The following is a 26571-nucleotide window of genomic DNA, read 5'->3' as shown; positions in this document are numbered from 1 at the left end:
GAGGGAAAAAGAAATTAGCAAACAATTTAAAGATTAATAATCTCGAAATGTGGCAAAGGAAATATCAATGACCTACCTTTTAATTTTGGCAAAGCCTCAAAGAAGCCTCTAAAATGCCAAGGCAAAATCAATAAATAGTCGGGATTAGATGCCAATAAGACCTCCTCATTAACCAATGGAATAAGTGTTCCCGGCGTGAAGCAGCCAAATTTATCAGGATTTACCTCACCTATGCACTCAAGTAATTCACTACCTATTCCGTAATACTGAAGAAGGACATTACCCTTGGTGGATGCCCCTAAGCCACAAACTCTCTTGCCATCTAACTTTGCTTGCTGCAGAAAATTCATCAACGCCAATCTCTCAATTTCAACTCTAGCTTTAAATTCATCGAATGCTTTCGTATTCTCAAGCCCTAAGTCAACTTCTTCTTTTAGAATTTTTTGCAAAATCTCACTATTTGGTTTACGGCTTGAACCTACTTTTGCCGCTGTAATCGAGAAACTTCCCCCATTGACATCATTAAATTCAACTTCCAAAACCTTAAGCCCAGTTTTACTGGCAATCCAATTAATTTGTCTTAATCCATAAAACTCAAGATGTTCATGGCATATGGTGTCGAATGAATTAGTGCGCAGCATGGCTGGCAAATAACTCTGCTCGAATATCCAAATACCTTCATCGTCTAAAGTAGCTTCAATTTCACGTGCAAACGCAATAGGATCTTCCAAATCGTAAAACATTGAAAATGAAGTGATTACTTTTGCCTTTTTTTTGCCCACCGCCTTAGCAACCGCGTCTGCGGAAAAAAAATCAGAGGCCAATTTAATTTCAGGCGGATAGAAAGAGGAGAACTTTACACCAGTAGGGTCAACCCCAAGAAGTTCATATACTCCCTGTGGATAGGCGCGCAACGTGGTCGCATCATTACTTCCGATATCTACAATAAGATCCCCAGATTGAAGAATGCCTAGCGCGATTACACTTTTTACCTTTTGATGCAAGTGGGAAACCATACTTGCATTTAATCCAGATCGATACCCGTAATTCATACCGTACATCTCGCTAAGATCATAACTTTGCTTGAGCTGCACAAGACCACAGCCATTCTCGGATGAGCATTGGATTAGATCAACCGGACCTGATGTTACTCTCTCATTCAGACTTTTGGGGAAAACACCCGTCAATGCTTGCTGACCAACAGACATCACGGTCACCAACTGATCTCCACCACAAATTCTGCATTGTTTAATAGTTTTAATCATATTCACTTTTGTCCATTCATTATTAAAATAATCAATACTCTTTACCAACCGCTACTGAGTAACCATGCTTATGCAGCAAGGCATGTTGCTTGGCCTGATCTAAATCATTAGCCACCATCTCAACGATCATTTCATCAAGGGTGATTTCTGGAACCCAGCCTAGCTTTTCTTTAGCCTTGGTCGGATCACCCAAGAGGGTTTCCACTTCTGTAGGGCGGTAGTAGCGTGGATCGATTTGGACAATCACGTCACCCACCTTTAAGGCTGGCGCCTTATCGCCCTCAATAGAAACCACAATAGCTTTTTCATTTTCGGCTACACCTTCAAATTTGAGGGTGATGCCCAGCTGCTTAGCACTACGGATAATGAATTCACGAACCGTGAACTGCACACCAGTAGCAATTACAAAGTCTTCAGGCTTATCTTGTTGGAGCATTAACCACTGCATGCGTACATAGTCTTTTGCATGACCCCAGTCACGCAAGGCATCGATATTACCCATGTAGAGACATTGCTCAAGGCCTTGAGCAATGTTCGCCAAACCACGGGTTACTTTGCGCGTGACAAAGGTTTCTCCGCGGCGCTTAGACTCATGATTAAAGAGGATACCGTTACAGGCATAGATACCATAAGCTTCACGATAGTTCACAGTAATCCAGTAGGCATACATCTTGGCTACTGCATAAGGGCTTCTTGGATAAAAAGGCGTGGTTTCTTTCTGGGGAATTTCTTGCACTAAACCATAGAGCTCGGAAGTAGAGGCTTGGTAAAAACGGGTTTTCTTTTCCAGTCCCAAGATACGAATAGCTTCTAACATGCGCAGTGAGCCCATTGCATCGACGTCAGCCGTGTACTCAGGTGATTCAAAGGAAACTGCCACATGGCTTTGTGCACCCAAGTTATAAATCTCATCGGGTTGGCACTCTTGAATGATGCGCACCAAGTTGCTAGTGTCAGTTAAATCCCCGTAATGAAGAATCAAATCAGGATGGTTAACGTGCGGATCTTGGTAAAGATGGTCAATACGCTCGGTATTAAAAGAGGAGGCGCGGCGCTTAATACCGTGGACGATATAGCCCTTTTCTAATAAAAACTCAGCAAGGTAAGAGCCATCTTGGCCAGTAATACCCGTGATCAGAGCAACTTTCTGCGGATTGATGTTATCGCTTGTCATAATTAACTTCTGCCGTAGGTATCTTCAAAGCGCACAATGTCGTCTTCACCAAGATAACTCCCCGACTGCACCTCAATAATCTCTAGAGGGGTATCTCCAGGATTGGCTAAACGGTGCGTTTGTCCTTGCGGTATGTAAGTGCTTTGATTTTCGGTCAGCGTAATCACTTGATCACCATTGGTAATCTCAGCAGTACCTTTGACCACAATCCAATGTTCAGCGCGATGGTGATGCATTTGTAGGGAGAGACTCGCGCCCGGCTTTACCTGAATGCGCTTCACCTTAAAGCGCTCACCCTCATCAACCGAGTCATACCAACCCCAAGGTCTGGCGACTTTGCGATGCAAATTCTTTTCTTCGCGCTTTTGCGCTTCTAACTGATTCACGATATGTTTTACATCTTGGCTATTTTTACGATCAGCCACCAGCACCGCATCCGCTGTCTCAATGATGATGAGGTTTTCTACGCCTACTGCACTCACTAAGCGAGTACTTGCGTGGACCAGTGAGTTACTTGAATTACTCAACAAGGTATCGCCACTAGTGACATTACCATTGTCATCTTTTTTGCCCACTTGCCAGACTGCATCCCAAGCGCCGAGGTCATTCCAGCCCGCATTGAGCTCAACCATCTTGACAGTAAATTTGTTTGAGCTTGGGCATTTCTCGATCACAGCATAGTCAATCGACTCACTAGGAATCGGGTTGAATGCGGCTTTGTCTGGCCGCACAAACTCGACTCCACCAGCCTGGTCAGTCGTGCTTGCTACCAAAGCAGTTTCAGTGGCAGCAAAAATATCTGAGCGGAACTCTTTTAGACTTGCCAACCAAGTGCTGGCTCGTAAAACAAACATGCCGCTATTCCAAAAATAATGGTCGCTATCTAGATAGGTTTGGGCTGTCTTGGCATCTGGCTTTTCAGCAAATTGCTCGACAGTAAATTCACCATAAGAACCTTGGCTACCAGTTTTCTTAATGTAGCCATAACCCGTCTCAGGCGCCGTTGGGGTGATGCCTAAAATAGCAATGGTGTGCTTGCTCGGATCCGAGGCGACTACATGAATACAGCCCTGCAATGCCTTAGTAAAAGCATCAGCATTTTGAATTGTTTGATCTGCGGGAGTAATTACCAAAATAGGATCCACCTCAGCCTGCTCACCAGCATAGAGTGCAGCTAAGGTGAGCGCTGGAGCTGTATTGCGACCCACTGGTTCCAACAAAAGAGTTGCTTGAATATTGGCTAGCTCACGCAATTGGTCTAAAACCAAAAAACGATGATCTTCATTGGTAACTACAACTGTATTACCTAATTGAATCTGGGAAGACCCTATCGCATTTAATCTACCAACCGCCTGCTGAAACAAACTTTGAGAAGAGTCATCGCACGAAAGCGCCAAAAACTGCTTAGGAAAACCGGAGCGGGATAGGGGCCAAAGACGCGTGCCGGAACCGCCGCAAAGGATGACTGGAGTAACTTGGGTCATAAATCTAAGTCGAAATTGATTGCTTTAAAAAATCTTTATACGCAAGATCAATGCCACGGCGTATAGTTGTTGTCGACCTCCAACCCAAGCCAGTCATTTGCGAGACATCCATCAACTTGCGTGGAGTGCCATCGGGCTTACTGGCATCAAACACAATTTGCCCTTGAAAGCCGATCACATCCATTACAGTTTCGGCTAGTTCTCGAATAGTCACATCTTCACCAACGCCAACGTTATACATACCTTCTTCAACTCCATTTTCCATCAAGAAAATACAGGCGTCAGCCATATCGTCAACATACAAAAATTCACGATAAGGTTTTCCGGAGCCCCACACAACCAATTCCGAATCACCGCGTAACTTTGCCTCATGCACCTTACGAATCAAGGCTGGCAACACATGGCTTTTAGCTAAATCATAATGATCGTTTGGGCCATACAAGTTCGTAGGCATCACACTCACAAAACGTGTTCCATCGCCTTGGTTATAGACATTACATAATTCAATACCAGCAATTTTCGCTACTGCATAGGGCTCATTGGTTTTCTCAAGCGGCCCACTTAAGAAATATTCTTCCTTAATAGGCTGTGGACAATCGCGGGGATAAATACAGCTGGAGCCTAAAAAACAAAACCACTTGGCACCCTCTTTATGGGCTGCATGCATGACATTATTTTGAACCATCAGGTTCTCATAGATAAATTCAGCAGGATAAGTATTGTTCGCCTGAATCCCACCGACCATCGCCGCTGCTAAAAAAACGTATTCGGGCTTTTCTGATTCAAAAAACGTATTCACTGAAGCTTGATCCAATAAATCCAATTCTTGATGGGTGCGGACCACTAAGTTGGTATAGCCACCCGACTCCAGACGCCGCACAATGGCAGAGCCTACCAAGCCCCTATGGCCAGCAACGTATATTTTGGAATCTTTTGGAATTGTCATCGGCAATATCAAGTGTTGATTTAATTGTTCATACTTAGAAAGTTAAGCCCGCTAATGCCCGATCCCGAGCGCTAGTTTGTATACCGACCCTCACTTAGTGCCACCGCTTTTAATGCCAGTCCACACGCGTTGACCTAGGAGCAACATAAGCACTAAGAAAAATCCTCCAGCCAATCCGCCTGCCGTACTTTTGATCATACCCTTCTTGCCACTACTAGTAGGCGCCGTATTAGCTTCCAAGCCCTTCGTAAAACGTGCCTGAATTATTAACAGTTGCGAGCGAATTTGATCTAAGATTTCTTTCTGCTTGGGATCATCCTTACCAATTTTGGTACGTAACTTTGCCTCAATCTCAAGGAGCTCTTTATCTAAAACTAAGCCATCAAAGGTAGTTTCTATTTTAGGAAGCGCCTCATCAAGAAATGACTTGGTTAAAGCGAGCTGAGCCAAGCGGTCCTCCAACCTATTTAGCGACTCTTTTGACTGGTTAATGTCATTATTTGCTGCAATAATTTGAGTGGTAATGGGAAGATACTTAGCGCCCGATTCTTTAGGATCAACTACTTGTTGACCAACGCTAGAATTACTAGGGTAGCGCTTGTTTAGGACCTCCAAAGACTTGGCGCGCTGTTGTTGGTAGCCCATCTCAATTTGCGTGCCCGTGATTTTTCTTTGGATCTCCCCCGCAGCGCTAATGACTTCGCCCTCGTAAGCGTTTAGCATACTGCGTATCTGCAGATAAGCCCCTCCAGATCGTAAAAACTGGGCAGCCCCTCTGACAGCATCAATTGCACCCTGTTTACTAGAGCCGCTTGCACTGACTGCTACGCTGAGGATCGTAGTACTGGCACCATCAAATTCTTTACTGACGCCCGCTAAGTCCTTCGTATCCGCCTTAGAAAGAGCATAGCTCGGTATTACATTTTTCTGCCACCATTGATCACCAGTGAGAGTCCTATAGAGCTCTGCTTGACCCTCCGGGGCCTTACCATCCTCTACTATTTGAGTGGCTAAATTAGGCAGGCTTTTTTGGATCACCTTCCAGGACAATAAGTCCAGTCCGTATGTGTTGGTGTTGGTGTTGGTGTTGGTGTTGGTGTTGGTGTTGGTGTTGTTCAGTAGTACATATTCAGCGGAGTAGCTTCCCAAAATAAACCAGCCAGTTAAACCCAATCCGGCACCCACTAGGGCTGCAAAGGCAAGTCTTTTCCAAGAATCTAGTAGGAACTTGACGATATCCAATAGGGAGATTTCAGTCTCATCGCTATGCGTGCCTTGATCAATGCTGTTCTGCATTTGCTACCCACCCTTGAAATCATTCTAATTTATGAGAATATTGTAACTTGATGGAAATGTCTAATAGCGACAAGGAGAAACTGGTAATTCTCCCAGCCGTTATGGAGATCTATATGGCTCATTACTTACCCCAAGATGCATAATACTCACTCCCCGGATTTCGAAATACTTTCCCAAGACTTATGCAAGCGGCACTTGAAGCTGATTTATGCTGTTATCAGGCCTACAGACCAGTAAAATCTGGAATATCAGCCAGCAAATGACAGTGGCCGAGATAGTGATTGCTACCCAGAGTATTAGCGACTTACATGACGGCCTTCATCCGATAAAGCCCGAAATAGCTCCTCGAAAGACATATACGGCGCTTAATCTACCAATTACCACTATAAATATGTATTAAAACCTACTTTACGTTCATTCAAAATCTCGATGATGTTGCTACCAAACTTTAAAGATGATGTTAGGACTCGATTTATAAATGTGAGCAATCACTTCTATTAACTTAAGTTAAGGATTCTCAGCAATAAAATTCGACGCAAATCCGCCTCTCAGGTTGAGCGGAACATTCAGATCGTCATTAAGTAAATATTATGGCCAAACTCAGCAGTACATCACCTTATTAGTACGCTGAAGGCAGTTATTTATCTTATAGATGATGAATATACCAATTTCGAGCCCTCTTGAATAGAATATGGGTCTTGGTGAAATACCAGCGTATTGGTGCGCATCAATAGGTAGGCCAACTCATAATCAATTGGCATATCAAAGGTTGAAAAATCCTTCATGATTTTTTCAACAGCAGATCTCCTGAGCATATAACCTATAGTTGTATTGGTAGCTGGATGATGTTTTATTAGGAAGTTTCCCCACTCTCCAAGAGTTAAAGATGTCCGCTCTTGAGGAAAGCCACCCCCAATAAATATTGCACCAACTAAATCAGGAATGTCCTCCAACTGCTTTTTGATTTTAAGCCCAAATTTTTCCTTAAAAATTGCATCATCCTCTAGAACTAAAATCCAGTCTTTTTCCGAATTAGTCAAAAAATGTTGGTAATTTAGAGAGAGCGTAACTAGGAATGATATTTTTTTGCCACCACTGATCATTTTGCAGGCTTTTGTAAAGGCTAACTTGATCGCCAGGAATCACGCCTTCATCTATTATTTGCGCCGCTAAGTTAGGCAGACTTTTTTGAATCATCTTCCAATACACCAGGTCTAACGCGTAAGTAGTGTTGCTGTTGCTGTTGCTGTTGGTGCTAGCGTTATTGAACAAGACATACTCAGCAGAATATGAGCCAAAAAGGGTCCAGGCACCAAATCCTAAGATCGCTCCAATGAAAGCTGCAATGGCGAGCTTTTTCCAAGCGCCTATTCCAAATTGCACAATGTCTAAAAGGGAGATTTCAGCCTTCTTGATTTGGTTGGGTTCAGCGGGAGCTTGCATCTCTGTCCTGACTATTCATCGTGTTTTTTTTAAAACTTAATCAACTTACCCTAACTCATATACTAAAAATATTTATAAGCTTTTAGGCTTCAATATCCACAAATTAGCTCTGCTTAAATGGCTCATGTTTCCAGGTAATCCAACGCAAATCAAACTTATTTTAATTAGATGCCTGCCGGGCTCTTAGGCACTTGATTCTTGATGGGTGGGGTATATAAAGCCATACCAAATAAGGCGACTAGGAAAAAATAATGTTCAATGTATTCGCGCTCACTCACTTCACCAATCACCCAAAAGCAAAACATTCCCAAAATAAGCCACAAGCCAACACTAGTAATAAGCTGTCGATAAAAACTAACATTTAGTAATTTTGAATCTAAGAGGGCATTTTTTGATAAATAGTTGCGCTGTAATTTACTAATGACCCCCAAGATAGCTAGCCAAGTCAATACTAAGCCGGGTAGTCCCAGTCCTAAGGTAAAGTCAACCCACGCGCTATGGGTCATTAACACCGTTGATTTGGGATACTCTGCGCGCATGTAATGCCCAAATCCCTGATGTGACACGCCATTGCCCAAAGGATTGTCTTGAATAAGCCGCAAACCTTTAATAAACCAAGACACCCGCTCATAAGTACTGCCATTAATTGGCCGCCCAGTTAAATCTACCGGGTCTGCCATTGGCCGCCCATCCCTAATCCACGTTTGATTTTGGTCGATCTGCGTAGCAATTTGGATATCTCCTGCTAAGTGAGATAACTTGCCTTCATAGCGCTGGTCATAGGACCAAAAGGCGTATAAGCCTGCACCAATCAATATGATTATCAAGAGTCCGCGCATGAAAATGCTTGCTCTGCGACTGCCAGCTTGCTCCCTTTTTAAATGGGCAGCGGCACTTTGGTAAAACACGGTGAATACACAGACTATGAAGCCCATGCCGCTAACAATAATCCCATTCAAGCCGCGCACGGCAATAAAATCAACCAGCGCTATTAAAACCAAGGCCACCCCTAAGAATAGGCTCCATAGAGGGGTTTGCTTATTTTTGCGCCCCACTATGTTTTCCAATGACTTTTCGCTAGCCTGCCCCTGAATAGCGCAAAAAATCAGACCAAAGCCCACTAGCGCCTGACAGACCACAAAGTAGACCATGGAGAACTTGGCTTGTTTAAAAGCGCCGTAGTACATGCCAGTTGGCAAAATCCAGGTCTTCACTAAGTAGACTTGATGCAGATACATCACAAACGTGATGGTTGGGAGAAGAATAATGGCAGAGATAATCCAGAGAATTTGTCTCGGTTTTTTGGAAATCATGATGCCCGAAACGGATCCCAGAAGGACTGCCACACAAACTCTAAGCCAGGTACTACTGAGCTCCTGCCACTGTTGATCTTTAAGGATGGAAATGAAGTACCAGTGGAAAAGTACCCAGGCCGGGACTAAGAGCAGACAAATACTGGGCCAACAGTCTTTCCAGCCTAACTTGGGGTTTTCAAGGATTAACCAACACAATGCGGCGAAGAGCCCGGTAAATAGAGCGATGTTTCTGGCGGCGATGGTGTGTGGCAAGGCCCAAACCACTAACAGAATGGCAGTGGTCAAGAGGATCCAAACTTGAAAGAATTGTTTCAAAAAGGATAGGTAGGGGGACTGGATTAAAGGGATTTTAATTTTCAAAATTACTCTTAATTGTTACTGGACTTAGTCTAAAAAAATGGGTGTCACTCAAAAATGATCAGTGATATAAAGCACCCCTTTTGATTTTCGCAAAATACAAATAGTCTCCCACTTTCAAATAATTGGAGCTACATTAAAAAATAAATATTGGAACAATCAAAAAATTGGATTACTTACAAATGGCTTCATTTCTGAGAAGATCACACAACAAGCTGAGTCGTGGCGGTCTTGACTCCATAGGGCAGTTAAGAATACTCAAAGTTAAAAATCAGATATAGATTTTTTTTCTCCAATTACGAATCTTACGCAAGAAACGAAACTTCCTTAAAACCATGCGATCTAAAAAACTCAAGCCATTAATTGTAATATGTTTTTCAAGGAAATTACCCGCTATAAACACGGTATTGAATTGGTTCATCACTGCCGCGGGCGAAAAGCGCTCCGAATAGGCATCCCAACTCTTTTTATGCTGAACCTGCCTTGTAAAGGCCAGTAATTGCTTTTCTAGATCCTGACGCCCTTGATACAAAATCGCTTTATCACCCAATATTTCAATATGACTGCGTTGAGGAGAAAAAGCATAGGTCATTACAGGCTTGCCCTTGATGGAAAATTCTCCACAGGCAATGCCAAAACTCTCACCGATACCGCGAGCATGGATCATGCCATCACACGTATTAATGAATTGCATTTTGAAATTCATATCAGAATTCCCCGGTAAAAAGAGAATATGTTTGTGGGTTGCAAAAGGGGCGATATTCATAAAGAGGAAGTACAAGTCTGAGCGCTTGTTTAGCACCTGCATGATGACGTCATGCACAAACTTTAAATTAAAGCTGTCAGAGCCCCCATAGCATCCCAATACCGTAGCAGCTGGCGGAATTTGTAACTGCTCACGTAAATCTCCTGTGACCGCAGGCAAATAAATCATATGCGGGACAAAAGGCACCTGATTGTTGGAATACTCCTTAGATAGCCATTGTGAGACAAATGCAAATCGGTCCCCATGAAATTGATCGGGCTTTACAGGGAATACAGCATGAACCGCGCAAGGCACACCGGTCAAAATATTACTATCGCGTTCACCAGACTTAATAAAGTACATTAAATCCAAATGGTGAGTTTGCGCTAGAGCCTCTAACTCCTCTATCGTTTCATAGGCAAAAACAGGAAAGTGCTTTTGAAACTTAACAATAACCTGAGGGTCGCTCTTTTCTTGTTTCTTATAAAAAATAACCGAGTGATTATTTAACAGCGCTTGATTATGGAAGGCATAGTCAAAAAGTGCAATTTCAGCGCCGCGCAAGGTCAGGGAATTTGAGTGGAATCCAATATTCAAGTTAACGGCCTATTTAAAAGTTTGTAAAAAATAATTGCCTCAGTTCAAGCTTGAAATAATCTCAACGGGCGCACTCTATTTTAAGCATGAAGTTGATTTTGATAATATTTAAGGCGTAGCGAGGATCTATCGTAATTTTCACTCGAGATCCGAATATAGCTTTCCTGCAAATCTATATTTTGTAAATCTGTCCATGAATTAAGTAACAAGACGGGTAAATTTGAGTAGGCTTGGGTCCAGTCTTCTCTGAGAATAATGGGGATCGTGTCCACATACTGAGCCTCCCAAAACTGATATGTATCTATCCCGTTGCCTCTAGGGCACAAGCAGAATTTATGTTTCGCCATCTCCAAAATGTATTGGTCATACGAAACAGGCAATCCCATCGTCACACCTGCAATTTTTCCCAAAAACTCAATGATGCCTTGTCTTTTTAAGCTCGTTAATTGACTAAAGTTCACATACAGAGCGTTTGTTTTTTTATACTCACAAGCCGCCTTAAATAGCTCCATCAAACGTGTTACCCCCCACTGCTTATTGGCCAAACCAATTGGTAACGACTTTAGCTTGGAGTGGCTGATTTCACAGTTTTGCGCAAACCAAGCAATCAGCTTAGGATGATTTAATAAATCCAATTGATCGAGGGAGACTCCGTGATCAGAGTTATGGGTTACCAGTACGTAAGGATCATGCAAGCGAGGCGCAATAAATTTTTGAAAATAAGGCAATAAATGGGTGTAGACGAAAATAGATTTAACGTTTTGACATTCGGCTAAAAAACTCAAATTCGGAGGCTCGTCATATTTTTTCTTTTTAAACCAGCTGGTTGCTTCTTTTTGCGGAATCTCTAAGATTTTTTTCGTGATTATATTATCTCGCCCGTGAAATAACGTTACTTCATTAGAGCTGATGGTTAAATCCGCCAATCCTTGAATTCTCTCTCCCGTCAGAATCTCACTCGGATCACTCGGTACCCCTGAATTAAATGGGGACAATCCTAACAAATCCTTGGAGTGCACATGCAATACCAATACCTTGGTGGAAACGCCGTTAAAGCTCAAAAAAGGAGAGCGAAAGTGGCCTTGATATTCCCACCCCAATTTGCAGTCTTTAATATGGAAATCGCTACTTTCGTTTTCAAAGAAACGTGTATCGGAAGGGTCATTCATCCAATGAACCCCGCCGATGTACTGCCCAATTGCAGCTGCATCAAATATTCCGCCAAAAAGATCTTCACCCTGACAGTAGCGATCTGCAGCCATCCCTTTTGAGTCAGCATAGCTAAGGGGCACCGTTGGCAAAGGCCGAATATCTGAGCCAAGATTTGTACAAAATGCCCCCAGCGTATCCATATCATTTTGATCTGAATGATCTGCAATAAAGCTTGCTAATTTGGAGGCAATAGCCGCATCCTGAAACCAGACAATGCTGGGAATTGCACGAACACGATCGAGTGGCACCGAAAACCGTGAAAAACTTCTAAACTCCTTCAATTTGTCAGTGGGATCAAAATAACAAATCACGTCGTTTTCAAGATGGATGCAATTTTCCATCCCCAAATAAAGCATGAAGTCTGCAATGACAAAAAAGCGATAGGACGCCGCAAACCAAAACCCGTCTCTAAAATTACGATCCAATTTTGCATTTAGCTGGAAGTTCTTCGTTAGAGCGCCCTGAGGAATGCTCTCGATTGCTACAAAAGTAATTCTCTCTAATTCAGTTTGAGATAGTTTTGCGAGACCCTCTTCAACTGATGGAATGTGTAATTGATTAGTTAATAAAAATATTTGGCTTTTTTTGGCAATTTTCAGTGTGATCGCAAGTGTATCTACTAAGTAGATTGGATGCTTACTTTCACCAGCATGAACAAATAAGATTGATGCGATATTTTTATTAATTAGCTCACCCATATAGCGTCTCAAGTTTTTGAGTTAAATTTAAATAAGGAAGGCAAAAAGACCTTAAGGAAAAAGGGGGCTGTAACCTTCAAAAAATAAGGCTTGGCTTTATCCCATTTCTCAAAACTTACAAAATCATAGAGGCTCAACTTTTTCTTGATTAATTTTGGACTCAAGAAAACTGCGCTGCCCACTGTTGAGTTCCCCAGTCTTAACCATTTATTTTTCGTAAAGGCTATGGAATCTGCGTAATGGTATGAAAAGTAAGTTCCTAATGTTTCATACTCTGAAAAGCCATTACCCTCGTCAAAATTAATATTTTCGAGCAGTACTTTTATCCAAGGCTTTTGATATTTAATCTCAAGTTCATTACAAAACTGCTGCAGCCAAGCTGCCTTCATTACAAAGCACTGCGCAATGAAAGAAAAAGCCACTTTTTTTTCCAAACCCAATAAACGGGATATGAAATCAAAGTACGGTTGATGATACTCATCACTTTGATAAAAAATCAAGCGGGATTTCTCGTCCATAAATGTCAGTGGTTTTAATGGAATAGTATCAGCATCCCATATCAACACTGTTTCGTTTGGCAAGCAATCATTTGCCGCTGCCAGCTTAAGAAATTGCTGCAAATACCAACCATATTGACTTTTTGTCTTTTCAGACAGACGACTTTTAATTTCACCAGAGAATTGATCCGCTAAAAGCGATTCACCAATTACGTTAAATGACGATGGCGATATATTTTTAAAAAACTCAATTTCATCTTCAGGAACAATCACACTATAAATGCTGGATGAAATATTTTTTGCTATATACGGGGAAGCTATTTTCCAAGTAGCAGCATCTTTTTTAGAACAAACAGAGATTAGTTGGTCGATATGGGGCTTCAAATAATTTTCTCGAGTAAGGTCAGTAGATCTAATTAGATGATTGCGAGTAATTTTGAAAACGCTGCATTAAACTTTATTTAGTGAGCAACATTATTTTTTTGATCTTAAGCGCCGACAGGAACAAACTAAGAAGTATTATAGGCTGTCGCCTTATATTCCGACTTCATATTATTTCCGACATATTCAGTGATGAAAACTATCAAAATTGCCCTGTTAGGCTGCCAGCGTGACTATCACACTGGCGTTTTGCCACTCCTTATTCAACAATTGGGTTATTCACTTGCCTGGGTAAAACCACAGCAATGCGACATTCTCATTTATGGTGCTTTTTTTTCTCCCCGTAAGGCGCATGCATGGGTTCCAAAACCGTTGCGTCCCATGGTCTCAAAGATGCAAGCGTCTTTAGAGCCATTAATAAGCGCTCGATCCACGCCCCCCATTAGTCTTTTTCATACTTGCGAGAATAAAAGACCATATGCACTGCCTACTGACTTTTCTATTACGTTTGATCTAGGCATTACAAGTTCTGATCACCTGCGTCTACCCTATTGGTATGACGTAGTGGACTGGTCTCATGAAGGTATTACCGGCAATACCAACCCTCGCTATGGAGAGTTGCTCTCTCTAACCCGCCTTAAGCAAAACCTGGGTGACGCTTTCCTTAAAAGGCAGCGCGCAGCATGCATGATCACATCGCATTTGCAAGAACCCCGCAAATCTCTTTTTGCCGCGGTCAGTAGATCAATTCCAGTGGAGGGCTTAGGTTCCCACTTTGATCGATCTATCAAAAATCACCATCAAAGCCATTTCGTCAAAATAGATGAGTTGCAGAAATATGCCTTTAACCTCTGCCCCGAGAACTCGCTTTATCCAGGCTATTACACCGAAAAAATACCTGAAGCATTTCAGGCTGGTGCACTACCCATCACTTGGACAGATAGTAATGTTTGCGCTGACTTTAATCCAGCTGCCTTCATTAATCTTGAACCAATGGCGTATGAAAACTATGCTCCATTGGCTGAACTTTTAGATTCAACGGAGTATCTGAGTCAGTTTTGTGACCAACCCTTACTTCTTAATACCCCCACTCTCGAACACGCAAAGCAATTTATTGCTGAGATGATCAAAAGAGCGCTGTAACGCCCCGCCCCTTAGCGAGGAAACCAGGGATCTTGACTAAATTTGCGATCAAGCCAGCGCCAAACTGAGCGTTTGATTTTCTGACCCCCGCGTATGGGCTGGCGATCGGGGTGATCAATTGTGGTGGGTGCCTGTGAAATTTCACATGGATAAGGGTTAACTGCTAAGAATTGAAGACCATGTCTAGCTCGATGCTCCATAAAATGATCTACTGGCTCATATATTTTTTGAGAATAATTGAGTAATTTTTGTGCCGCCCGTGGATGTACCAGCGAGGCAGTGAGGCCCAATGCATCGCTTTTGTTATAAACCACTGAGAGATCACCAAGCTTTTGCAGCAGAATATGATCTGCGCTCTTTAAGCCTTGCAATCTGAACATATCCCAGTCGCTTGGATAGCTCAGCAAAGCATCAATCGTTTTCTCAAATTGCGGCAATAAAATAAAGTCATCCTCCAAGATCAAGGTTGGCTTATTTTGATCCACGCAAGACTGCCAAGCTGCTTTATGCGACAAAAAAACGCCAATCTCGCCCAGCGTGAGTGGGTGGCCAAGTAGTTTTTCTACTTTCTTGGCATCGTATTCGGGTATTGGAAATACCAAAAGCTGGCCATCAACGCCATCTAAAAACCGCCAGTCTAAGCTCGTTTTCTCCAGTTCCTCAGACGCACGCGCACGGCGGTCTGGAGATCGCAACATGGATATCACTAGGGTCTGTAAATTTCTCAAAGGGGCTTCGCTCTTGATGTAAATGGGTTAATTTCGTTGAACTACCTTAAAACACACGCTATACATTTTAGTGTCATACAAAAGGCTTTACGGCCAACGTAACCCCAGCTTAACAAACAGCTTAGGGCAGGCTAAGCTTTGTAGCTGCTGATAAAAAAGTATCTGAGGTAAATTATCAAGCAAAGTGAGCGTTTAATGCTACACACAATTTGAAGGAACTCCAGTACATGCCAAAGGCACCAAAATGACCGCAGTAGCAATAGATGATAAAAAACTAGCCTATAGACCGGATATCGATGGTCTACGGGCTATAGCAGTTAGCTTGGTAGTCATTTTTCATGCCTTCCCTGATTTTCTGACTGGTGGCTTCATTGGGGTTGATGTTTTCTTTGTTATTTCTGGCTACCTAATATCGCGCATTCTTTTTCAAGAATATGCTCAAGAAAAATTTAGCATTACCCGCTTTTACATACACCGTATCAATCGAATTTTTCCAGCACTTATTGTAGTAATGCTTAGCTGCTATGCATTTGGGTGGTTCAATTTACTGGCCGATGAATTTAAGTTACTTGGTAAGCATATTTCTTCAGGGGCAGGTTTTATTTCTAATTGGGTTTTATGGAACGAAAGTGGTTACTTTGATCGATCGTCAGACGCCAAGCCGCTACTACATTTGTGGTCACTCGGAATCGAAGAGCAGTTCTACTTAATTTGGCCATTTCTTGTGGGACTATGTTTAAGGTGGAAGATATCAGTCCTAAAAACTGCTATTGCAATCGCACTTTTAACCTTTGCGATCAATATCTTTATCGTATTTACAAATTCAAATCCAGCCGCCGCTTTTTACTTACCTCAAGCGCGTTTTTGGGAGCTAATGATAGGTGCAATTTTGGCCTACTTTGCCCACAATAAACAATTAGAAAGCATGTCTTTACGTAAGTGTGACTGGCTTTCCATAGTTGGGTTGAGCCTCATTATCATCTGCGCAATTGTTATTAGTAGATTTAACGCTTTTCCTGGATTTTGGGCTCTTATGCCCGCCCTTGGTAGCGCAGCTTTAATTGCTGCGGGTCCAAATGCACTTTGCAACCGCTTAATACTGAAGCAAAAAGTGCTCGTGTGGATTGGATTGATTAGCTACCCACTTTACTTATGGCATTGGCCCCTGCTCTCATTCGAATATATTCTTCACGGAGAGGCTGAATCTATCTTAATACGCCTTATTACTGTAGCCCTATCGGTTGCTTTGGCCGCCTGCACTTATTACCTAATTGAAAGGCCGATTCGCTTTGGGGCGCACAAAGGTGTTAAATCTATCATTTTGTTAATTCTTATGATTTTCATTGGCTATCAAGGGTTCAATACTTACCATCGTGATGGCTATGTATTTAGACTAAAGCATTTGCAATTTAGATTACCGCCAGAATTATTGGCCTTGAGCATAAATCCAGAAAAACCAGCCGAACCTATTGCAATCGCAAAAAGTAAAGCGATCGAAACTAATCGCCCTGCAATTTTTTTATGGGGTGACTCCTACGCAGGTCATCTCGTAGCCGGATATAAGGAGCAGTTTGGCCAAAAGTTTGAAATAGTTGAGCTTGGAAGCGGGTGTCCTGCGCTTTTTAATACCGAATTATCAAATCGAAAAAACTGCCCTCAATGGGCTGAAATCAACTTTGCCCGAGTACTAAAGGAGCGTCCCGCACAATTAATTTTGGCTGCCAATTGGACGGACTATCCCAATTGGATGGATGTTTCAAAAACAATTTCATTACTTCAGGAAAACGGATACACAAAAATCACCTTGGTAGGTCCTGCCCCACAATGGAAAGATACCCTCTACAAGCAACTTTATTTGCATTACGCATTCAATCGAAGCCAAGAGGGTGACAATTATCAGGTGCCGTATCGAATGAAATTTGGGCTTAAACAAAACTTTTTCCAAATTGAACCTGAAATGAGGCAGTTAGCTCAGAAATTAGGGGTTCACTACTTATCCATAGTAGATATATTGTGTAATCCTGAGGGATGTATTACTAGATTTGGCGATACGGCTGATAAGCTATCTAGCTTTGATGGGGGGCACTTAACCACTTACACCTCAAACTATGTTGTAGAGCGTTTTAACCCAAAGTGAGGTCAGTTAAACTACGGAACTGATTAGAATAAGATAAGGGGCTGGCCTCCGGCCCCAGTAAATAACTTTAGGAGAATTCACCTTATGAGCAACCCCCCAAAAATTCATGTTCGCAACTCTGTCGCTGAGTGCGCTCAATCCTTGAAAAAGGAAAACGCAGGCAAGTATCAGAATTACAGCATTCAGGATTGCATTGCCTCTATTGCAGCCTCCAAAGCAAAGTAAATAGTTAGGCAGGTGTTTTTTAGAAGGGTTAGAAAGGCAGTAATGACTTTGACGCCCACTTTATTTAACAGCCTTCCTTGCTCTTTATTGCTTTCGAAGCATAAAAAATGCCGCTCAATATGAGCGGCATTATCATTCATAGCCTGTTAAGACTGTATTAAGCTGCTTTCTTGGCATAAGCAGAGCACCAGCCTTTGCTAGCCACCTGCTTACCAGCAAATATTGCACAACCACCAGCTGCAGAACCAGCAGCGCCTTGATACAGTGCACAGTTACCACAAAGCTGTCCAGCAGCATACTTAGGAAATTTGGCTTTATCTACTTTAGAGGCATCAGCCTTGTAACCCAAAGCAACAGCCTGAGGATCGGTCTCAGCAACCATAGCTTGAGCTTGAGCTGTGCCGTTCAAAGCCAAAGTACAGGCACCAGCAGCGGACAAAATCATAAATTGGCGACGACTATTTTTCATACGATCTCCAGAGAGTAGATGGGAACAGAAACTGCAACTGATCCGATCATAGAACAGAAGAAATTGCGCCACCATCAATCGTATAAGTGTCTGATTCTATTAATAATTTAGTTGAGAATTATTCTCAATTGTTAATTACCCGTCAGGCTAATGCCAGCCCTTGAGGTTCATACAGCTAATGCGCTCCTTCACATGAGCTCCCGATCCCGACTCTGGATAGGATTGCGCGCAATCAACAGCGTCTCGCTGAAAGGTTTGTAGATTGTTCTTAGCGGGGTCTTGATTGACGTCAGGATAGCTGGAGCAGCCAAACATGATCCCCACTAAAGATAGGCCAATAAAAGCGTTTAAGGCTGATCGCATACTGATGACGATGCTTATCTTTTATCAAGCAAGGACAGAAATTCGCGGCGCAAATTGGGATCCTTTAAGAAGGCGCCCCGCATTACGCTGTTGACCATTTTGGAGTCACGATCTTTAACGCCACGCCATTGCATGCAAAAGTGATCTGCATCCATGACGATGGCCACCCCAATTGGTTTAATCTTTTTCTCGAGCATATCGGCTAATTCCACCACCGCCTCTTCTTGGATCTGCGGACGACACATTACCCACTCGGTCAAACGTGAATACTTAGATAAGCCAATGAGAGCGGATTCTTTGCTTGGCAAAACACCAATCCAAATACGGCCCATGATGGGGCAGAAATGATGAGAGCAGGCACTGCGAACGGTGATTGGCCCGATGATCATTAACTCATTGAGCTGACTGATATTTGGGAACTTCGTTAAGGCCGGCTGTTCGGTATAGCGCCCATTAAACACTTCCTTAAGGTACATCTTTGCCACTCGGCGGCTGGTATTTTGGGTATTGTGATCACTCACGGTATCAATCACCAAGCTCTCTAAAACTGCCTGCATTTTTTCTGCTACTTCTTCGATCAACAGGTCTACTTCACCCGGTTTAATAAAAGCAGAGATATTGTCGTTAGCATGGAAACGGGCTTTTTTTGCCTCAATACGGCGACGGATAATGACGGATAAGGGAGTGCCCGTCTCGTTTTCTGGACTAGATACTTGCTTAATTGGGCTAGTTTTTACCGGCTTTTTAATTGGAGCAGCTTTCTTAGTTGCTACTTTAGGGGTGAGGCTTTTTTTATTAGACATACTTTTTCTTTAAAAATAAATTCGGGTAGATTGCATAAAACTAAATCTGCCATTCTTCTACGATGAGATCCGGTACTCGGAGAAACTCTTTGGCATTGTTAGTGATGAGAATACTGTCTTCTGATTGCACGTGTGCTGCGATCATTAAATCCATGCCGCCAATAGGACGACCTATCCTCTCCAATTGATTGCGGGTTTGCGCATAGTGATGGGCGGCCTTTACTGGCCAAGGCCGAATTTCAAAACCAGCTAACCACGACTCGACCACACCGCTAAATTTGGGGACAGCTAGTTTCGCGACACCAAAGCGCAATTCAGCCGCAACGATTGCCGATAGCCATACCTCGTCCCGATCAAGCTTCGCAAAGCGCTCCAGCATATTTTGAGGATGCTTTCGGAGCACATAGCTACAAATATTCGTGTCAAATGTTTTCTGCTTTTTGCTCAAATCAATCCCAGTCTCTTTCTTGCGCAGGTAGATCGTTGCGATTACTTAAAAAATCATCTGGTAAGGATTCATTTTGCAGATAAAAATGGCTCAGCCATTTGCCCAAATTTTGCTCTTGGGGCTCATCCGGGACAACCCATAAGGCATTGCCCACTTGTTCAATGCGGACCTGACTTGTCTGAAACCGCAATTTGGCTGGCAAACGAATGGCCTGGCTTCGACCACTCATAAATAATTTAGCAATGTCGCTCATTAGACCTCCAGTGGGGCATGAGATGTAATATAGCAATGATATATTACATTGGCATTATTTACCATGAACAAACTAAAGAAACCTTAGATTTGGCAAAAAATCGCCACCACACAAACGATGCCAGCAAACCAAGCAATCGACCTTGTGTTAGACCAGTTGGCAACATAGCAAATGAGATAAATCACACGTGCAAGCACAAAGCATGCGGCGAGAAGATCTAAGCGCTCTTGAGGGGCTTTTGCAAGAGAGGCAATGATGACAGCAGCATAAAAGAAAGGTAAAGACTCAAAAAGATTGGCTTGCGCGGCATTTGCTCTAGCCCTAAACCCCGTTTGCTTTGCCAGCCACTGCCTTGGCATGGCATTGTCATAGCCATCAAAGCCCTTCTTTGCGATTCCGGTAGCGACATAGGGAAACAATCCCATAAACAACACACAAGCATAGGCAATTGTCATGAAGAGACTTTCTTTTTTGATCCGATACGGGATTCGCTGCCATTGAGTAAATTACGGATATTGCTACGATGTCGCCACAGTAAAAGCACGCACAAAATCACTAGGGCCAGGCTCAAGGGTTGAAAGCCAAATAAGAATACAAAGTAAATGGGGGCAAAGACTGCGGTAGCTAAAGCCGCTAGTGAGGAATAGCGCAAAAACACGGCCACGATGATCCAGGTACTTAGACAAGCTAAGCCCAATATGAGGTTAATGCCGAACAAAATACCGCAAGCGGTAGCAACCCCTTTGCCGCCTTTAAAGCGATGAAAGATCGGAAAGAGATGCCCCAAAAATACTGCCACCACCACGCCACAGAGAAGCCACGCAGTTTCTGCCGGGCTGACGGCAGCATTAGTCAAAATGATCTTCACTAATGCTACGGCGATATACCCCTTGAGGCCATCCCCCAGCAGCGTTAAGCCCGCCGCAAGTTTATTGCCGGTACGCAATACATTGGTGGCACCAGGATTGCCAGAACCATAAGAATGCGGATCAGGCAGGCTCATGCATTGACTCACTACCACCGCAAATGAGATAGAACCAATCAGGTAAGCGGCAGGGATAAGAAGCAGGGCTAAATAGAAATTCATGGCGTTATCTTAAACACTTATCGTGTAATGGATGCAAAGCCCTCTAAGACCCACGGGGATGGTGTTGCTGGTGAATGGATTTGAGGCGCTCTCGTGCAACATGGGTATAAATTTGCGTTGTGGAGATATCCGCATGCCCCAACAAGAGTTGCACCACTCTTAAATCGGCACCATGATTGAGCAAATGGGTTGCAAAGGCATGGCGCAATGTGTGGGGGGAAAGGGCTACAGCAATATTAGCAATCGTCGCGTAACGCTTAATCAGCGCCCAAAAGGCCTGACGTGTCAGTCCCGTGCCAGTATGACGACCCACAAATACGGCATCACTAGTTTTACCCTCGAGCAAGGATGTTCTGGCCTCAGCAAGATAGCGCCTCAACCACTGACCCGCCTCGCCACCGAAAGGCACTAGCCGTTCTTTACCGCCTTTGCCATTCACAATTCTGACAACGCCTTCGTTTAAACCTAGTGCAACAGTCTTTAGGGAGACAATCTCCGAGACGCGCAGACCGCTGGCATACATCAACTCCAGCATGGTGCGATCTCGCAAGCCCAAGGCAGTCTCCACATTTGGAGCGCCGAGTAAAGCGGTAATTTGCTCCTCACTCAAAGTCTTTGGGAAACGCATTGCCTGCTTGGCGGCGCGCAGTCCGATGCAAGGGTCGTGCTTGACCAAATTCATGCGCAAGGCATGGCGATAGAAGCGCTTAAATACGGTGAGGCGGCGATTTGCTGTAGTGGCCTTGTCAGCACGACGAGAAGCAATGTAGGCAGTCAGATCTTTTTCAGTCACGCCGTAAAGATCAAGACCTGAATCTCGATAAAGCCATTGAGCCAATAACAATAAATCACGTCTGTAGGCAGACAAACTATTTTTTGCTAGCCCATCTTCAAGCCAGCAGGCATCACAAAACCGTTCGATTGCCTCTTCGCTAGCTTGATGGATCTCGGTTTTAGTCACAGAGTTATTTTGTTGCTTCTTCCAACTTTTCGGCTAGCCAAATTTTCATCAAAGACTGATAGGGAACATCTATCTTATTGGCTTGCAATTTAACTCCCTCTAAAAAACTTTGAGGCAAACGCAAGGATATTGACGATGTGCTTGGCTTTAAGTTTGGCATTGTCACTCGCTCAACCTTCGTCAAATCGAAGTAGTCAGAAGCATCATTTTCTTCCCAAAAAATGCGCTCTTCTTTTTCGCTTTTAAAGGTAGGGATTAACAATTTATTAGGCTTTTTCATAAAACGCCCTTTCTTTTTTGCTCATAGGCCTTGCCGAAACTATTCTAATTAACTTGCCCTGATTTCGTAGGGTAAAAATGATGGAGAGACACCGCGCTAACCTCGTTGAACCCAAGGCGAGAAACCTCAACTCCTCTTCGCTATGTTTTTTATCCGAAACTATCAACAAAGGCTGATTAAAGAAAATCTCCTCTGCCTCCCCCTGAGAAACCCCATGCTTATCATGGCTCTTATAAGCATTTCCAGAGTCCCAGTCGAACCCAACAATTAATTTTAAATCAACCATTTTTGTATATTACTATAATATACAAGACCATGTTTATGAAACAGTATTTATCTAATATTTTTAGTCAATCTAGCTGTACATCTAATCTCGAAAGTTATTAAAACCCAAAGGCGCTTCAGATACTTCCTTTTTGAGCAGTGCCATGGTTTCTTGTAAGTCATCACGTTTTGCACCCGTAACCCTTACTGCATCCCCCTGAATACTCGCCTGCACCTTAACCTTACTGTCTTTAATAATGCGCACGACTTTCTTGGCTAGCTCTGTAGTGATGCCTTTTTGAATCTTCATCGTTTGCTTACGCTTATCACTACCGATGGTTTCTTTTTTGTCGTCTTTAAGATAGCGGATGTCCACGTTTCGTTTAGCCATTTTGCTAAACAGCACGTCACGTACTTGACCTAATTTAAAGTCATCGTCGCCAAATAGGATCAGGGTTTCGTCTTTTTGCTCAACGCGACTATCGGATCCCTTGAAATCAAAGCGATTGGTAATTTCTTTATTGGACTGCTCAATCGCATTCTTTAATTCAATCATGTCTGGTTCGCAAACCACGTCAAATGAGGGCATCAAAACTCCTTAAATAGTTTCCGTCATATAAGATTGTGTCATGAACTCCAAAAAAAATGGGTCGCCACCAGCAAAATTGACCCCAAACAAAGCCCTCAAGGATCGGAATACCTTTGGGCTTGATTCTCGTGCGGAGTTTGCCTATGAGATCACTACAGCAGAGCAGATTCCGCCTTTACTACAGGCGCTTAAGGAGCAAGCAATCTCTTGGCGGGTCTTAGGCGGAGGTAGCAATGTCATCTTGCCTACCCACCTTCTAGGTGCCACGCTCTTAATGAATATCACTGGTCAAGCCATTGAGAATGTAGATGAAAAGAGTACATTCGTTTCGGTAGGCGCTGGTGAAAATTGGCACACCTTTGTAACCTGGACGCTAGATCAAGGGCTGCCTGGGCTCGAAAATCTTGCCTTAATCCCGGGCACTGTCGGTGCCGCGCCCATCCAAAATATTGGAGCCTATGGTGTGGAAATTGGTGAATATATTGACAGCATTGAAGCCTTTGATTCCGAAGCCCATGCTTTTGTCACCCTCACTCGAGATGAATGTCAGTTCGCCTATCGCGATAGTCTCTTTAAGCAGTATCCCAATCGATTTATTGTGACTCGGGTAATTCTTCAAATACCTAAAGCATGGTCTGCTCGCATTTCCTATGCTGACTTAACCAAGCAATTTTCTGACGCGACTGCCGCGCCCACACCAAAAGCTATTTTTGCAGCCGTCTGTCAGATTCGCAACCAAAAGTTACCTGACCCCAAAGTGATTGGCAACGCAGGGAGTTTTTTCCAAAATCCCTTGATTGACATAGCTCACTATGAATCGCTGATTAAACAGTTTCCAGAAATCATTTCTTATCCGGCTACCCCTGGAAAACGTAAGCTAGGCGCTGGCTGGCTCATTGATCATTGCGGGTTTAAGGGGCTGACCCTTGGACCAGTGGGGGTCTACAAACACCAAGCCTTGGTGATCGTTCATTACGGCAATGGGACTGCACAAGACATCATGAATATAGCTAAAACTATTCAGGACAAAGTACATGACACCTTTGGCGTTCACTTGACTATTGAGCCAAACATTTTGTAAAAAAGTGCTCTGTAGCCCCTAATAAACCTATTGCCTATGATGATATATTTGATGTAAAATGATGTTTTATTTGATGCCAATGGTGTCCACTATGCGAACCACCGTAACAATTGAAGATGCCTTGTATGAAAAAGCTTTAGAGGTAGCCGACCCCTCTATGGACAAGGCTGATCTGTTCAGGGAGGCGGTGAAGACCTTCATCCGGATTCGCGCATCTCAGCGCTTAACTGCCTTGGGTGGATCCACACCTAAAATGGTTGGTATTCCGCGGCGGCGTGGTGCTGCTTAATGAGTGGCGTTCTAGTAGATACTTCAGTATGGGTTAGCCATTTCCGCAACAGTAATCAGGGGCTGATTGATCTACTGGACTACGACAGCGTTCTTGTTCATCCCATGGTGATGGCGGAGATTGGATGCGGCACCCCGCCGGCACGTCAGAGCACCTTATCCGACTTAGCAGCGCTGCAGCAACCGCAGCTACCAAGCTTGCCCGAGGTTATGGACTTCATCGAGCGAGAGAAGCTGTATGGTCAAGGATGTGGAATTGTAGATATGATTTTGTTGGCATCCACACTAATCACTCCTGGTGCAGAGCTTTGGACACTCGATAAACATCTCTCGTCGATAGCCGAAAGTTTTGAGGTGATGTATTGCCCAAAACTGCACTAAGGTTTCAAACGAGTATTTTCTTCGGCAGACAAAGTACGGGATTTATACGTTTTTAATATTTGCGTGAACAAGTATCGACTGACTATTTACCTTCAGTTTGATAGGCAAACTTGTTACATAAAAGCGGCTCTGACTCATCAAGAGTGTGACAAGATTTCTGCTGGCGCCTTCTTTAAAAGGGTCCATTAATTAAATTGACTGGGTTTCAGGGTTCTGTTTAATTTTCGAGAATTCAACCTCAATCTGTCCTTTAGCCAAACGCACCTCAAATGCCTCTTTGGTATTGAGTTGCTTGGGATCCCGCACGGCCTGCATCGAGTGCCCTGCTTTACCTAAGATGACTGCATAACCGCGCTCTAGTGTGCGCTGCGGGTTAAGCATCTCCAGTTGCGACTGATAGTGCTTTTGATTGCGTTGCCAACTGTCTACCCTTACAGACCAAGCCTGTATTAAACGCTGTTGCCAAGCTGAGATTTGCTCGCGCATCCGCTCAGGGTTAGGCAGTGCATGACTTAAACGCAATGCTAACTGATCTAAAGTTTGCGCTTCACGCTCTACACGTTGGTTCACTCTTTGCAATAGGGCCTGCTGAATAGCCGCTAACTCTTGCAGCATCTGATCTTTACGTGGTGCCGCGAGTTCCGCCGCACCTGTTGGAGTTGGTGCACGCAGATCAGCCACAAAATCCGCAATGGTGATATCGGTTTCATGTCCAACGCCACTGACCACCGGAATGGCGCATGCAGCAATGGCATAGGCTAATTGCTCATCATTAAATGCCCACAGATCTTCAATGCTACCTCCCCCTCGAACTAGCAAGATGACATCAACTGCTTTTTCTTGTTGCGCAGCATTGAGCGCAGCAATAATTCCGGCCGGCGCATCAGGACCTTGAACAAGAGTGGGATAGATCACAATCGGAATGTGCGGCGCCCTCCTCGCTAGCGTACTCAGAACGTCTTTTAAGGCAGCAGCCTGTGGTGAGGTAACAATGCCAATCGCTCTAGGATGAGTTGGGATGTCCCGTTTACGCTCCACATCAAAAAGACCTTCTTTAGCAAGCTTAGCTTTCAGCTTGAGAAAAGCCTCATAGAGCCCTCCCATACCGGCACGCCTGAGCGTTTGAATGGTGAGCTGAATATCGCCTCTGGGGACATAAAGACCCAAACTAGCACTCACCTCCACTAAATCACCCGATTGGGGCATAAAACCTACCTGCCCATTGCGACCACGGAACATCACGCAGCGAATCTGACCTTCCTCATCCTTTAAAGAAAAGTACCAGTGCCCGCTGTCATAAGCCTTGAAGTTCGATATCTCCCCGCTAACCCAGATGCTATCGAAGCGCGCCTCCAAAGAGGCTGCAATGGCGCGGTTTAGATCGCCAACACTCAGTACTTCCCTTGATATTTCCGACATTTTTTCTCTTTTTTTACAGGGGCATCAGGGTTTGCGGGAGATAACTATCCACAGGCAAGCCTTTGCCTTTGTGGAAACGGTTCGATGTAAGTAATTACTGACCCTAAACGTCCGATAAATCCAACACTCCAATTATAAGTCCTTGATAATGCTAATTAAATAATTCCGCTTGGAAATCTAAATTACCCTTAAAAAAAGCACTTTTACGGTAAATCAATCACTTACAAGCCCGCTTTCTAAA

General features: G+C 43.6%; 30 protein-coding genes and 1 pseudogene. 7 read left to right on the top strand and 24 right to left on the bottom strand.

All coding sequences use genetic code 11. The features are described from left to right. Positions 1-26: 26 nt before the first annotated feature. The 11 genes from CP950_RS07230 to CP950_RS07175 all read right to left on the bottom strand — a co-directional run bounded on the left by CP950_RS07230 (position 27) and on the right by CP950_RS07175 (position 13414). Complete coding sequence (locus tag CP950_RS07230) at positions 27-1265, bottom strand: class I SAM-dependent methyltransferase (protein WP_096673805.1); 1239 nt, start codon at positions 1263-1265, stop codon at positions 27-29. A 31-nt stretch (positions 1266-1296) separates the two neighbouring features. Then, positions 1297-2439 (bottom strand): GDP-mannose 4,6-dehydratase, encoded by a 1143-nt coding sequence (gene gmd, locus CP950_RS07225; protein WP_096673802.1) that lies wholly within the window; start codon positions 2437-2439, stop codon positions 1297-1299. A 2-nt stretch (positions 2440-2441) separates the two neighbouring features. Further along, positions 2442-3923, bottom strand: a complete 1482-nt coding sequence (locus tag CP950_RS07220) for a mannose-1-phosphate guanylyltransferase/mannose-6-phosphate isomerase (protein ID WP_096673799.1) — start codon at positions 3921-3923, stop codon at positions 2442-2444. A gap of 4 nt (positions 3924-3927) precedes the next feature. Further along, complete coding sequence (locus CP950_RS07215; protein WP_207760232.1) at positions 3928-4869, bottom strand: GDP-L-fucose synthase family protein; 942 nt, start codon at positions 4867-4869, stop codon at positions 3928-3930. Positions 4870-4959: 90 nt separating this feature from the next. Beyond that, positions 4960-6165: a hypothetical protein gene (locus tag CP950_RS07210; RefSeq protein WP_096673796.1), complete on the bottom strand. Its 1206-nt coding sequence runs from the start codon at positions 6163-6165 to the stop codon at positions 4960-4962. Between the two features lie 641 nt (positions 6166-6806). Then, a complete protein-coding gene (locus tag CP950_RS07200) occupies positions 6807-7205 on the bottom strand; it encodes a hypothetical protein (RefSeq protein WP_096673789.1) in 399 nt (132 codons plus the stop codon). Then, positions 7198-7608, bottom strand: coding sequence for a hypothetical protein (locus tag CP950_RS07195; protein ID WP_096673787.1), 411 nt, complete (start codon positions 7606-7608; stop codon positions 7198-7200). Before CP950_RS07195 ends, CP950_RS07200 begins: the two co-directional genes overlap by 8 nt. Positions 7609-7772: 164 nt before the next feature. Continuing rightward, positions 7773-9239: a hypothetical protein gene (locus CP950_RS07190; protein WP_133092093.1), complete on the bottom strand. Its 1467-nt coding sequence runs from the start codon at positions 9237-9239 to the stop codon at positions 7773-7775. Positions 9240-9552: 313 nt separating this feature from the next. Further along, positions 9553-10623, bottom strand: a complete 1071-nt coding sequence (locus CP950_RS07185) for a hypothetical protein (RefSeq protein WP_096673782.1) — start codon at positions 10621-10623, stop codon at positions 9553-9555. 80 nt (positions 10624-10703) lie between these two features. Then, entirely contained in the window at positions 10704-12533 is a 1830-nt protein-coding gene (locus CP950_RS07180) for a hypothetical protein (protein WP_096673779.1), read from the bottom strand. An 8-nt stretch (positions 12534-12541) separates the two neighbouring features. Further along, on the bottom strand, positions 12542-13414 hold the full coding sequence (locus CP950_RS07175) for a DUF6492 family protein (protein ID WP_096673776.1): 873 nt from the start codon (positions 13412-13414) through the stop codon (positions 12542-12544). A 189-nt stretch (positions 13415-13603) separates the two neighbouring features. Between CP950_RS07175 and CP950_RS07170 the strand changes: the two genes are divergently transcribed. Next, on the top strand, positions 13604-14554 hold the full coding sequence (locus tag CP950_RS07170) for a glycosyltransferase family 10 domain-containing protein (RefSeq protein ID WP_096673774.1): 951 nt from the start codon (positions 13604-13606) through the stop codon (positions 14552-14554). A gap of 11 nt (positions 14555-14565) precedes the next feature. Here the strand turns inward: CP950_RS07170 and CP950_RS07165 are convergent, their stop codons facing one another. After that, positions 14566-15261, bottom strand: a complete 696-nt coding sequence (locus tag CP950_RS07165) for a glycosyltransferase family 25 protein (RefSeq protein WP_272867612.1) — start codon at positions 15259-15261, stop codon at positions 14566-14568. A gap of 265 nt (positions 15262-15526) precedes the next feature. Here CP950_RS07165 and CP950_RS07160 point away from each other — a divergent pair, with 265 nt between their 5' ends. Together CP950_RS07160 and CP950_RS09965 are read left to right on the top strand one after the other, a co-directional pair. Further along, positions 15527-17419 carry an acyltransferase family protein gene (locus CP950_RS07160; protein WP_096673768.1) on the top strand — a complete coding sequence of 631 codons (1893 nt, stop codon included), beginning with the start codon at positions 15527-15529 and terminating at the stop codon, positions 17417-17419. Between the two features lie 84 nt (positions 17420-17503). Further along, complete coding sequence (locus CP950_RS09965) at positions 17504-17644, top strand: hypothetical protein (RefSeq protein WP_165766421.1); 141 nt, start codon at positions 17504-17506, stop codon at positions 17642-17644. A 157-nt stretch (positions 17645-17801) separates the two neighbouring features. Here the strand turns inward: CP950_RS09965 and CP950_RS07150 are convergent, their stop codons facing one another. From CP950_RS07150 to CP950_RS07100, 11 genes are all read right to left on the bottom strand, one after another. Further along, positions 17802-18113: a high-potential iron-sulfur protein gene (locus CP950_RS07150; protein ID WP_096673762.1), complete on the bottom strand. Its 312-nt coding sequence runs from the start codon at positions 18111-18113 to the stop codon at positions 17802-17804. 147 nt (positions 18114-18260) lie between these two features. Then, the gene (locus CP950_RS07145; protein WP_096673760.1) at positions 18261-18476 is read right to left on the bottom strand and encodes a hypothetical protein; all 216 of its coding nucleotides are present in this window, start codon (positions 18474-18476) and stop codon (positions 18261-18263) included. Positions 18477-18490: 14 nt separating this feature from the next. After that, the gene (folE, locus tag CP950_RS07140; protein WP_096673757.1) at positions 18491-19279 is read right to left on the bottom strand and encodes a GTP cyclohydrolase I; all 789 of its coding nucleotides are present in this window, start codon (positions 19277-19279) and stop codon (positions 18491-18493) included. Between the two features lie 40 nt (positions 19280-19319). Then, positions 19320-19727: a type II toxin-antitoxin system VapC family toxin gene (locus CP950_RS07135; RefSeq protein ID WP_096673754.1), complete on the bottom strand. Its 408-nt coding sequence runs from the start codon at positions 19725-19727 to the stop codon at positions 19320-19322. A 1-nt stretch (position 19728) separates the two neighbouring features. Beyond that, positions 19729-19980 carry an antitoxin gene (locus CP950_RS07130; RefSeq protein ID WP_096673751.1) on the bottom strand — a complete coding sequence of 84 codons (252 nt, stop codon included), beginning with the start codon at positions 19978-19980 and terminating at the stop codon, positions 19729-19731. A gap of 83 nt (positions 19981-20063) precedes the next feature. Beyond that, a complete protein-coding gene (locus CP950_RS07125) occupies positions 20064-20435 on the bottom strand; it encodes an MAPEG family protein (RefSeq protein WP_096673748.1) in 372 nt (123 codons plus the stop codon). Beyond that, a complete protein-coding gene (plsY, locus tag CP950_RS07120) occupies positions 20432-21067 on the bottom strand; it encodes a glycerol-3-phosphate 1-O-acyltransferase PlsY (protein ID WP_096673744.1) in 636 nt (211 codons plus the stop codon). Before plsY ends, CP950_RS07125 begins: the two co-directional genes overlap by 4 nt. A 43-nt stretch (positions 21068-21110) precedes the next feature. Then, positions 21111-22028, bottom strand: a complete 918-nt coding sequence (gene xerD / locus CP950_RS07115; RefSeq protein ID WP_096673741.1) for a site-specific tyrosine recombinase XerD — start codon at positions 22026-22028, stop codon at positions 21111-21113. 4 nt (positions 22029-22032) lie between these two features. Next, positions 22033-22308 carry a BrnA antitoxin family protein gene (locus tag CP950_RS07110; RefSeq protein ID WP_096673738.1) on the bottom strand — a complete coding sequence of 92 codons (276 nt, stop codon included), beginning with the start codon at positions 22306-22308 and terminating at the stop codon, positions 22033-22035. Beyond that, entirely contained in the window at positions 22295-22594 is a 300-nt protein-coding gene (locus CP950_RS07105) for a BrnT family toxin (protein WP_096673736.1), read from the bottom strand. The genes CP950_RS07110 and CP950_RS07105 overlap by 14 nt, the downstream gene beginning before the upstream one ends. A gap of 81 nt (positions 22595-22675) precedes the next feature. Next, on the bottom strand, positions 22676-23161 hold the full coding sequence (locus CP950_RS07100; protein ID WP_096673734.1) for a YajQ family cyclic di-GMP-binding protein: 486 nt from the start codon (positions 23159-23161) through the stop codon (positions 22676-22678). 40 nt (positions 23162-23201) lie between these two features. Here CP950_RS07100 and murB point away from each other — a divergent pair, with 40 nt between their 5' ends. The 4 genes and pseudogenes from murB to CP950_RS10150 all read left to right on the top strand — a co-directional run. Beyond that, complete coding sequence (gene murB / locus CP950_RS07095) at positions 23202-24242, top strand: UDP-N-acetylmuramate dehydrogenase (RefSeq protein WP_096673732.1); 1041 nt, start codon at positions 23202-23204, stop codon at positions 24240-24242. A 91-nt stretch (positions 24243-24333) separates the two neighbouring features. Further along, positions 24334-24531: a type II toxin-antitoxin system VapB family antitoxin gene (locus tag CP950_RS07090; RefSeq protein ID WP_096673907.1), complete on the top strand. Its 198-nt coding sequence runs from the start codon at positions 24334-24336 to the stop codon at positions 24529-24531. Next, the gene (locus tag CP950_RS07085; RefSeq protein ID WP_096673730.1) at positions 24531-24911 is read left to right on the top strand and encodes a PIN domain-containing protein; all 381 of its coding nucleotides are present in this window, start codon (positions 24531-24533) and stop codon (positions 24909-24911) included. Before CP950_RS07090 ends, CP950_RS07085 begins: the two co-directional genes overlap by 1 nt. 18 nt (positions 24912-24929) lie before the next feature. After that, positions 24930-25100, top strand: a pseudogene (locus CP950_RS10150) (type II toxin-antitoxin system HigB family toxin); the annotation flags it as partial. On the opposite strand, the gene xseA reads toward CP950_RS10150, so the two are convergent. Next, positions 25101-26330, bottom strand: a complete 1230-nt coding sequence (gene xseA, locus CP950_RS07075; RefSeq protein ID WP_096673725.1) for an exodeoxyribonuclease VII large subunit — start codon at positions 26328-26330, stop codon at positions 25101-25103. Positions 26331-26571 lie beyond the last annotated feature (241 nt).

Origin of the sequence: Polynucleobacter meluiroseus (genome assembly GCF_900205755.1) — a bacterium.
In the GTDB taxonomy this organism is placed as follows: domain Bacteria; phylum Pseudomonadota; class Gammaproteobacteria; order Burkholderiales; family Burkholderiaceae; genus Polynucleobacter; species Polynucleobacter meluiroseus.
Note: the sequence above shows the minus strand (reverse complement) of the source record. Positions and strands in the feature narration are given on the sequence as shown.